This is a genomic window from Rhizobium sp. P1_E1 (genome assembly GCF_056406015.1).
In genome coordinates, this window is the sequence record NZ_JBFUAY010000210.1 from 1 (window position 1) to 7,307 (window position 7,307).

A 7,307-nucleotide genomic window follows, 5' to 3' on the forward strand; every position below is an offset into this window, starting at 1 on the left:
GACGGGTATAGTCACCCCACTCCGAATGCCGTAATCGATCGCCTGGTCCCGAAAACGCCTGATTTCGGAATTTCCACGAGCGGGCCAATCGTCGGCCGTCCAGGAAAACATTTCCATGCGGCGCTTGGCTTCAGTAACGACCGGGTCGATGCGGGAGTACTGGCTTTCGAGATAAACGCCCTGCCATTCCTCCGGATAGGAGTTGAATGTGCGGATTTCCAACCCCTCAGTCTGCAGATAAGCAAAACGGTCGCAGCCACATGCGTGCGCGAAGGTCTTCAGAGCACTTTTGATCATACGTTCATCATGCGCGGCTTCTGTCATATCGATGAGAGAGCGAAGGTCACCGTCCACTAACTTTTCTCCTTTTACGACGGTGCAAGCCTCCCACTCGTCGCGCCGTTCTGACGCCACGAGGTACCGGTTGCCACCGTTCGGCTAGCCGGAGCCACATGGGACATTGGACGATACGGCAGTTGCTTCTACGCGAAGCAGATCCACGTTCGTTGCATCGCCTAGGTCTATTCACCTCTCCCGAGTATTCAACTCTTTCTGATCTAAAGACGATGATCTTTGTAGAGAATTTTAGTCACACCTGCGCCGCCACGCGGAATGACCTTGCGACGTTCAGCGAAGTATCGAAAATCTGAGGGTCCTTTACCTAGTTAGCGGCCGATATGCACAGACGGAAAAGCAATATCTTGATCGACCAGGACGTTGAACTTGTAGCCCGGTCGGATGTGAATCGTCGACTGAACGTTCAGATTCTTCGAGATCGACTCTTCCGCTACCCGGCCGAATGATTCGGCAAAATTACGTCGTGCTGCATCCGAGGCCGTGTCCTGCGTAGCGAGCGTCGAACTCTCAGGCATCGACATATCGATACCCGTCCCGATGATTGCCACCAGCGCCGCCGAACCGAAAGTCCTCCAGAGATGGCGGTCGACCTTATCCTTGAAGCCCCCATATCCTTCCGCGTCCGTGCCAGCCATGCCGCCRATCTGCAGGGTAGACCCATTCGGGAAAATGAGGTCCGTCCAGACGACGAGAACCCRTTCCTGGCCGAAGGACACCTTGGAATCGTAGCGACCGAACAGCTTTGCACCCTGCGGGATGAGAAGGCGGTAGCCGGTCGCGCTGTCGAAGACATTTTGGCTGACCTGAGCGGTAATGCGCCCTGGCAAATCTGAATTGAGGCCGGTGATCAAGGTGGCGGGAATGACCGAGCCGCGTTTCAATTCGTAAGGGGAAATCTGCGGCACGACCTGGTTTGGCAAGTAGCCGAGATCCTTGATATCCTGATTGAAAAAATCCTCTTTCGAGGTCTGCCCGTTCTGATCGAAGTTCTGTCCCATCAGGCCGGATTTCATGGCGGCGGCATAAAGGTCTGATGCACTGTTTGCTGCGACATTTGTCGGCTGACGGCTGGTGTCATTGGTGGAGATTGCAGTCTTCTCGACATCGGAAATGTCAACCTTCAGCGGCGAATCGAGCGCCGTGGCACGAGCCTGAAGGCGGGCCATGCGTTGGCGCTGCGCCTCGCGCATATATTGTTCATCCTGCTCTCGCTTCAGGCGAGCCTTCCACTCCTCCTCGGATTCAAGCATTCGCCGACGGTCTGGTCGCTCAATTGGTTGGCGCTCAGTGACCGGTTCCTGCTTCTCCGTTCTTTCCACTACGACAGGTGTCGGCTGGAACACCTCCTGTTTTTCCGGCTCACCGATAATGCCATCGGTGACGCCCCGCTTGAGTTGATCCCCGAAACTCGTTGCCGGATTGTTAGAAGCATCGTCCATGTTTCCACGATTGAAAGATAGTCCGCGCAGTGACAGACCAATCACAACAACGCCGATAAAAACCACGACGACAATAATTGCTATGATGATCGGCAAGCGGTTGAGCCGGCGCATGCCATTCTGTTCGTCTGCTTGGCTGGACGTGCCGAGTTGGAGCGACTGGGCCATGTTAGTCTCCGTCAGTTGCGCTGCATGATCGAAAGCGGACTGGTCGGCGCTGCGCCGGCCGCGGTCGGCGTATAAGCTCGGCTCAGAGCGATTGACGAGGTTGAGACCCGTGCCAGAATTTGTCCGTCGAAGCCCTCGATCGCATAAGCAAGCTCGACGGGCTTAGCGTCCTTAGCGACCTTGCCGTCCGTGACGACCCTATAGCCCCATCCTTTCAGGGCTGCTTCGAGGGCAGTCGCGAATTCCGACTTATCGTTTTCCATTGCAATCGTGGTCGTACCGCCAGCCGGGCCGATCTGCTCAGCCAAGCGGCTTGCCATGTCGCCGGCGATGGCGCTCGCAGCCGGTCCGGCGGCGGCCACAGGAGCGGAACTTGTGGGCAATGCGTCTTCCGCTGTTTGGCAACCGGAGAGCGACGTGGCCGCGATGAAGAATGCGAATAGCTTCCGCATGGTTCAGCCTCCCCGCCGGATCGTGATTTTCTGCTGCCGCCAACCGACACCGGAAACGAGGATCGCCTTGTCGATCGTATAGTCGACGGTCATCATGTCGTTCTTCATCCGGTAGTTGACGATGCGATTTTGACCGCCGGAGACGAYGAAGAGCACTGGCGCGTCCTGGCCAGAGATCGACCTCGGGAACTGGATGTAGGTCTTCACCCCGTCCGAATAGACCCGTTTCGGCCTCCACGAGGCGTCGCCGCTGATTGAATAGGAAAAGTTCAGCTTGTCTGGCGCGGTGCCTGGAATGCCGCCCGTCTCGAGACGGGCGTTGATGTCGGCGAGCTTGGTCGGCACGTCTTCCGGATATTCGAAACCAATGCGCGCGATGTACTGGCTCGGATGGGACTTGAGCTGGATATGATAGGTGCGCCGCGATGTCGTCACGACCATTGAGGTGAGAAGGCCCGGCTCCGACGGTTTGACGATGAGATGGATCGCCTGTCCGCTTGTGGCCCCCGAAGTGGCCGGCTCTACCTTCCAGCGCACGGTGTCGCCGACGAGGACGTCGCGAACGATCTCGCCACCCTGAAGTTCGATGTCGCAGACCTGTAGAGGAGAGCAGACGACGGACGGCTGGGTCTCGCCGAACAGAAAAGTGACCTTTCCGTCCGGACCAGTCGTGACCAGTCCAGGCGTGCCGCGCCACTTTCTGGAAAGATTTGTTCCTTTCACCTCGTTGCTCGTCATGCTTTGCGCCTGCGCGCCCGCCGCAAGCAAGAGTCCAGCCATGCAGCCGGCGGCTGCGATCAATCCCGATTTTTTCATTGAAGGAATCCCTGCCGTTAAAGCTGTGCCGTCCAGTCGAAATCTCGGACGTAGAGGCCGATCGGATTGAGGCGGATCGTCGCCTCATCCTGTGGCGCGGTGAGCGTCACCGTTGCGATCCCGCGAAACCGACGCGTGCCGGTTTCCTTGCCCTTGCGGTCCCGCTCGTATTCCGTCCAGTCGATCTGATAGGTCTGGTTCGAAAGCGCCACGATGTTGTTGACCTCGATGGCAACTGTCGAAGACTTCGCCTTCTCGAACGGAGAATTGCCCCGAAACCAGGCGTTGACCTTCTCCGTCGACGGATCGGACGTGCGAAGAAGGGCGTAGGTGCGGTCGATGTATTGCTTCTGCACCACCGCATCCGGCGTGATCGAGCGAAAGCTTGTGACGAAGTTGCCGAGAGTGGCGCGCACCACGCGGACATCGGCATACTCGATCTGCTCGGGGAAACCTGCCGTGACTGCGGTTCCGAGCTTGTCGACCTCGACGACGTAGGGCACCAGCCTCACTTGCGTGCTCAGATACATCGCGTAGCTAAAGCCGATGACGGCCATAACCAGACCGAGGACACCAACAATGCGCCATGCGGCTGCGGCCTTCACATAGGAGCCATAGCGTTCGCTCCATTCCTGGCGAGCGGCAAGATACGGGTTTTCCGGAGCGCGGTTTGCGGCCATTTGTTCTTCCCTTGTTTCGATTATGGTTTGTCGTTGCGTTCAGGAAGAGGTTTTGGTCCGCTATGACCGCCACGCTGTTCATCGAGCTTCGCGTTGGCCAATCCAAGAATGGACCCCGCATAGGCGCCGGGAGAACCGATCGCTTTTTCCTTCGCGGCTGATCCCGCAGCCTGTGCGCCGGAAGTGAAGCTCGCGCCCACGCCGCGAAGAGCAGCACCTGCAGCGGATGAACCGCCAGCTCGTGCGGCTTGAGCCGCCGCAAACCCCGCGCCGGCAGCGCCGGCGGCGAGGAAGCCAGCACCAGCTGCGAAAGACGCCGCTTGCCCACCGTGTCGGATTGCCTCCATACCACCGGAGACGGATGCGCCCTGCACAACGCCCTGCATGATGTTCGGGACATACATCGCGATAATGAAGACAACGACGGCAATTCCAGCGATGGCGAGAGCGGTTTGAAACTGGTCACCGATATCGGGCTGGTTGGCGAGGCCGATTAGCACTTCGGAGCCGATGCGGGAGATCATGACGAGCGCCATGAGCTTCATACCGACGGAGAAAGCATAGACCAAATAGCGAATCGCAAAATCCTTGGTAAAGGACGATCCACCAAGGCCAAGCATAATCATGCCGGCAAGCAGGCCGATATACATCTCGACCATGACCGACACAAAAATCGCGGCGACAAGGGAAAACGCGATGACCGTCACGACCATCGCGAATGCGGCTGAGATTGCCAGGGCATTGTCCTCGAAGAGACCGAACTGAACCTTCTCAGACATCTTCGTTGCAACTGCGAGACCGGCGTTGAATACGTCAGCTGGCGACGCCGTCCCTCCCCCTGCGCCAATCTGGAAGAGACTATCCACGACCGCCTTGGCGAAGGTCGGTCCTTGCGCGAGCACGAACGCAAAGAACCCAACGAACAAGATCCGCCGAACCAGTTCGGCGAACCAGCTATCCAGAGAGGCGGACTGGATTGCCAGCCAGACGGCGGCAATACCGATCTCGATCGTTGCGAGGATCCAGAACAAAGATCTCGCAGCGTCCATAACGGTGGTTTCCCACCCCTTCGCTGCGGTCGTGATCTGGCTCTGGAGCGATGTCAATACTGACCCCTCTTGCGCCAGCGCCGGCTGGGCCGCGACCGCTGCGAAGGCGGCCAGGAGCATGGCGGCCTGTAGCTGACGGAGTTTCGTTGTAGCTGTCATCCTGTCACCATTCGACTTTCATCTTTTCGCCGCCAGATGTGGGGTGATCGCTCGACGAGCCGAAGAACTTCGCGCTGCGTTCCTGARCCTCCTGCTTCTCGGAGATCAAAAACCAGATGCCGGCGCTTGCCGCGGCCACGATCGTTGCAATCGCGATGAGAGTTGCGTTCGTTCTCACCATTCCACCTTCATCTTCTCGCCGCCTGAAGTGGAAGGAGCCGTCGCACTGAAGAATTTTTCGCGCCTAGCCTGTGCCAGATCCTTGTCCGTTTGTTCCGTCTGCAGCCAGGTTCCCATCATCGTCATCTGCTCCGAGACGAGCCCGCGCAGCTTCTGCATTTGTGCGACTTGCTGGGCGGCGATCCCGTGGCCGACCTGCAGTGCCTTCATCTGTCCGTCTGCCGAATCGGACATGGAACGAAGCGACGACATCGTATCTTCCTCGCTATCGAACTGCTCGGCCGTCAGGCTCGCAGCCTTCAGTGAGCTGCCGATCGTGTCGCGGTTGGTGTCCGACCAGGACTGGTAGGTCGAGGAGAACGTCGCGTTATCAGGCAAATTCGTCTTGAGATCGGCATAGCTCTGAAAGCGCTGCTGAAGAACATCGTCGGCGTTGCCCATCGAAAAGGCGATGCCCTGTCCCTGGTCGACGATGCTGCGCAGCTGGTTGAGATCGCTTTCGACCTGACCCCAGACATGGTCAGGAAGCTGCGCAGTGTTTTGAAGCATGTTCTCGTAGATCTTCAGCTGGTTCTCGATCTGCTCTGCAAGCTGGCTGATCTGAGTCAGCTGATTGTCGACCTGGATGCCGGAGCTTTTCATGAGGTCCACGAGCTGCGCATTGTTGGCGAGCTGCGTCCATTCCGTCGCAGCGCCGGTGGCTGTACCGGCTTGCACTGAGCCTGCAGCTCCGATCGTGAGCGCGGCGGCCGCCAAGCAGGCGAGCCATCTATTTGAGTAGCGGTGCGGCATCGTGAACCCCTCTCGTTTCAAGCCAGTGGATTGGCCAGTCGTGACCATTTTCGGATTTCAGTGCGCGGATGCGTTTTAGGTCCTCCTTGCCCGATGCGCCGACAAAGCTCAGGGCGACTGGCCCAAGCGACATGTCAAAGAGCCGCCGGCCTTCCGGCGTGGCAACGTAGTACTCGCGCTTCGGAGTGGCGGTTGCGACGATTTCGATCTGCCGCTCGTTGAAGCCGATGCGCTCGTAGAATTCGCGCGTTCCCGACTCGCGAGCGGCGCCGTTCGGAAGGCAAATCTTGGTCGGGCAGGATTCCTTCAGGACGTCGATAATCCCGGACCGCTCAGCGTCCGAGATCGATTGGGTCGCAAGGACCACTGCGCAGTTGGCCTTACGCAGCACCTTCAGCCACTCGCGAATCTTGTCGCGGAATACCGGATGGCCGAGCATCAGCCAGGCCTCGTCGAGCACGATCAGGCTCGGCGACCCATCCAAGCGTTTCTCGATCCGGCGGAACAGATAGGTCAGCACCGGCACGAGATTGCGCTCGCCCATGTTCATCAACTGCTCGATCTCAAAGGTCTGAAAGGCACCGAGTGTGAGGCCATCCTCTTCCGCATCGAGGAGTTGGCCCATGGGACCATCGACGGTGTAGTGGTGCAACGCGTCCTTGATCTCGCGCAGCTGCACGCCGCTGACGAAATCCGAGAGCGAGCGACCAGAGGCGCTCGCCATCAGGCCGACTTGCCGAGATATGGCGTTACGATGATCGGGAGTGATGGTGACGCCCTGCAGGCCGACCAGCATCTCGATCCATTCCGTCGCCCAAGCCCGGTCGGCATCACTTTTGAGTTCGGAGAGTGGGCAGAAGGCCAATGCCCTCCCCTCTTCCGCATTGTCGCCGCCGATCTCATAGTGGTCGCCGCCGGCTGCGAGCGTCAGGGGCAGAAGTGAACTGCCTTTGTCAAAGGCGAAGATCTGCGCATTTTCGTAGCGACGAAACTGCGCGGCGATCAGGGCGAGCAACGTCGACTTGCCAGAACCGGTCGGACCGAAAATCAGCGTGTGGCCGACATCATCGACGTGCAGGTTCAGACGAAACGCTGTCGAGCCGCTAGCAACCTGCATCAAGGGCGGCGAATTCGGTGGGTAAAAGGGGCATGGCGCGACCGGGTTTCCGGACCAGACCGAGTTCAGCGGAATCAAGTCGGCGAGATTGCTGGTGT

The 7,307-nt window shown here is 58.7% G+C and carries 8 protein-coding genes and 1 pseudogene; all 9 read right to left on the reverse strand.

The window, feature by feature from the left end; all coding sequences use genetic code 11:
* Positions 1-354 (reverse strand): autoinducer binding domain-containing protein (locus AC1D1Z_RS31560; RefSeq protein ID WP_477852778.1); only part of this gene is annotated, 354 nt, incomplete at its 3' end.
* A 311-nt stretch (positions 355-665) separates the two neighbouring features.
* Positions 666-1,964, reverse strand: a complete 1,299-nt coding sequence (trbI, locus tag AC1D1Z_RS31565; protein WP_477852780.1) for an IncP-type conjugal transfer protein TrbI — start codon at positions 1,962-1,964, stop codon at positions 666-668.
* An 11-nt stretch (positions 1,965-1,975) separates the two neighbouring features.
* Positions 1,976-2,416: a conjugal transfer protein TrbH gene (gene trbH / locus AC1D1Z_RS31570; protein WP_130654286.1), complete on the reverse strand. Its 441-nt coding sequence runs from the start codon at positions 2,414-2,416 to the stop codon at positions 1,976-1,978.
* A gap of 3 nt (positions 2,417-2,419) precedes the next feature.
* Positions 2,420-3,232 carry a P-type conjugative transfer protein TrbG gene (gene trbG, locus AC1D1Z_RS31575; RefSeq protein WP_477852782.1) on the reverse strand — a complete coding sequence of 271 codons (813 nt, stop codon included), beginning with the start codon at positions 3,230-3,232 and terminating at the stop codon, positions 2,420-2,422.
* Positions 3,233-3,249: 17 nt separating this feature from the next.
* Positions 3,250-3,912, reverse strand: a complete 663-nt coding sequence (locus tag AC1D1Z_RS31580; protein ID WP_130654284.1) for a conjugal transfer protein TrbF — start codon at positions 3,910-3,912, stop codon at positions 3,250-3,252.
* A 20-nt stretch (positions 3,913-3,932) separates the two neighbouring features.
* Positions 3,933-5,120, reverse strand: a complete 1,188-nt coding sequence (gene trbL, locus AC1D1Z_RS31585) for a P-type conjugative transfer protein TrbL (protein ID WP_130654283.1) — start codon at positions 5,118-5,120, stop codon at positions 3,933-3,935.
* A gap of 4 nt (positions 5,121-5,124) precedes the next feature.
* The gene (gene trbK, locus AC1D1Z_RS31590) at positions 5,125-5,301 is read right to left on the reverse strand and encodes an entry exclusion protein TrbK (RefSeq protein ID WP_477852785.1); all 177 of its coding nucleotides are present in this window, start codon (positions 5,299-5,301) and stop codon (positions 5,125-5,127) included.
* Complete coding sequence (trbJ, locus tag AC1D1Z_RS31595; protein WP_130654281.1) at positions 5,295-6,092, reverse strand: P-type conjugative transfer protein TrbJ; 798 nt, start codon at positions 6,090-6,092, stop codon at positions 5,295-5,297. The genes trbK and trbJ overlap by 7 nt, the downstream gene beginning before the upstream one ends.
* Positions 6,070-7,307: pseudogene (locus AC1D1Z_RS31600) on the reverse strand (conjugal transfer protein TrbE); the annotation flags it as partial. The gene trbJ and the pseudogene AC1D1Z_RS31600, both read right to left, overlap by 23 nt.

What these genes read in the sequence shown, in the direction of transcription:
- trbL (WP_130654283.1), bottom strand. Translation starts at nt 5,120, where the DNA reads ATGACAGCTACAACGAAACTCCGTCAGCTACAGGCCGCCATGCTCCTG.
- AC1D1Z_RS31580 (WP_130654284.1), bottom strand. Translation starts at nt 3,912, where the DNA reads ATGGCCGCAAACCGCGCTCCGGAAAACCCGTATCTTGCCGCTCGCCAG.
- trbJ (WP_130654281.1), bottom strand. Translation starts at nt 6,092, where the DNA reads ATGCCGCACCGCTACTCAAATAGATGGCTCGCCTGCTTGGCGGCCGCC.
- trbH (WP_130654286.1), bottom strand. Translation starts at nt 2,416, where the DNA reads ATGCGGAAGCTATTCGCATTCTTCATCGCGGCCACGTCGCTCTCCGGT.